This is a genomic window from Rhodococcus sp. NPDC060084, from assembly GCF_042730335.1.
In the GTDB taxonomy this organism is placed as follows: domain Bacteria; phylum Actinomycetota; class Actinomycetes; order Mycobacteriales; family Mycobacteriaceae; genus Rhodococcus.
The window spans coordinates 1-1,467 of sequence record NZ_JBHWWX010000088.1 but is presented as its reverse complement, the minus strand read 5'-3'; the positions used below and the strand labels follow the sequence as shown (position 1 = coordinate 1,467).

The 1,467-nt window shown below is 63.7% G+C and carries 1 pseudogene; it reads right to left on the bottom strand.

From position 1 onward, the window contains the following. Positions 1–76: 76 nt before the first annotated feature. Positions 77–1,324 (bottom strand): annotated as a pseudogene (locus tag ACFWBU_RS21245) (IS256 family transposase). Positions 1,325–1,467: the final 143 nt, after the last annotated feature.

The window sequence follows — 1,467 nt, the reverse complement described above, 5'->3', positions numbered from 1 at the left end:
CGATAGTGCCCCGTGGAGTGGTGGACTTCGGATCGGCTCTGCAGTAGACGTAGTGATCAACGAGTCGTGCTGGATACTATGCTGTTTCGCTCGAGCCGGTCAACGACAACGCCGGTTCGGTAGCGTGCTGTTTGGCGGCGATCACCGCCCGGAGCTCGTCCATGCTCACATCCGAGACATACCGGCGGGTGACCTGTCACTCGTCGTGCTGCTCGATGACCACCGCGGTCGCCAACCGGAGGAATGCCGCCGGGTTCGGAAAAATCTCCACGACGTCGGCTCGACGCTTGATTTCCTTGTTCAACCGCTCAATGGGATTGTTGGACCACACCTTTTGCCAATGAGCCTTGGGGAACGCGGTGAACGCCAGCACATCGTGTTTGGCGGCTTCCATCAACGCCGCGACCTTCGGAAACGACCCGGAGAAGGTGTCGGTGACCTGATCCCACTGCTCCGCGACGGCGTCCGGGTCGGTGTGCGCGAAGATCGTCTTGACCGCCGCCATCACCGGCGGCACATGCTTGGCCGCCACCGCCGCCCGAATGTTGCGCATGAAATGCACCCGGCACCGCTGCCACGAAGAACCCGCGAACTGCTGCATCACAGCAGCTTTGAGGCCACTGTGTGCATCGGAGATCACCAGATGCACCCCCGACAGACCACGGGCCTTGAGGCTGGTGAGGAACTCGCGCCAGAACTCGTAGGATTCGCTGTCCCCGACGGCGGTTCCGAGTACCTCGCGGGTGCCGTCGATCGAGACTCCGGTGGCCACCACCAACGCCTGGGACACCACGTGCGCACCGACCCGGACCTTGAAGAAGGTGGCGTCGAGAAACACGTACGGAAAGCTCGTGTGCGTCAGCGTGCGCTCGCGGAACCGGGCGATCTCGGTGTCCAGACCAGCGCAGATCCGCGACACCTCCGACTTCGAGATCCCGGATCCGACACCCAACGCGCCGACCAGGTCGTCGACGCTGCGGGTCGACACGCCGTGCACGTAGGCTTCCATGACCACTGCGTACAGGGCCTTGTCGATGCGGCGGCGTCGCTCCAGCAAGGAGGGGAAGAACGATCCTGACCGCAGTTTGGGGATCTTGACCTCGACATCGCCGCTGGTGGTGGCCACGGTCTTCGTTCGATGTCCGTTGCGGTGCGTTATCCGGGTGTCGGTGCGTTCGTAGCGGCCGGCGCCGAGCTTGTCGGTGGCCTCGGCTTCGATCAGAGCCTGCAGGCCGGTACGGATCAGTTCGGCGAACACGCTGGCGCTGTCGGCGCCCTTGAGCGCGTGGAGCTGGGTGAGCAGTGCAGAATGATCGTGGGTCATCGCGTAGCTGCTTTCTGTGAGTCACTGTGAGAGGTAACTCGTTGATCACTACGCGATGGCCCACCCTCGGCGAGGGAGCGACACGCCGCGGACCTGGCCGGATGCGCTCAGCCGATTCCCACCACTCCCCGGGACTTACCCCG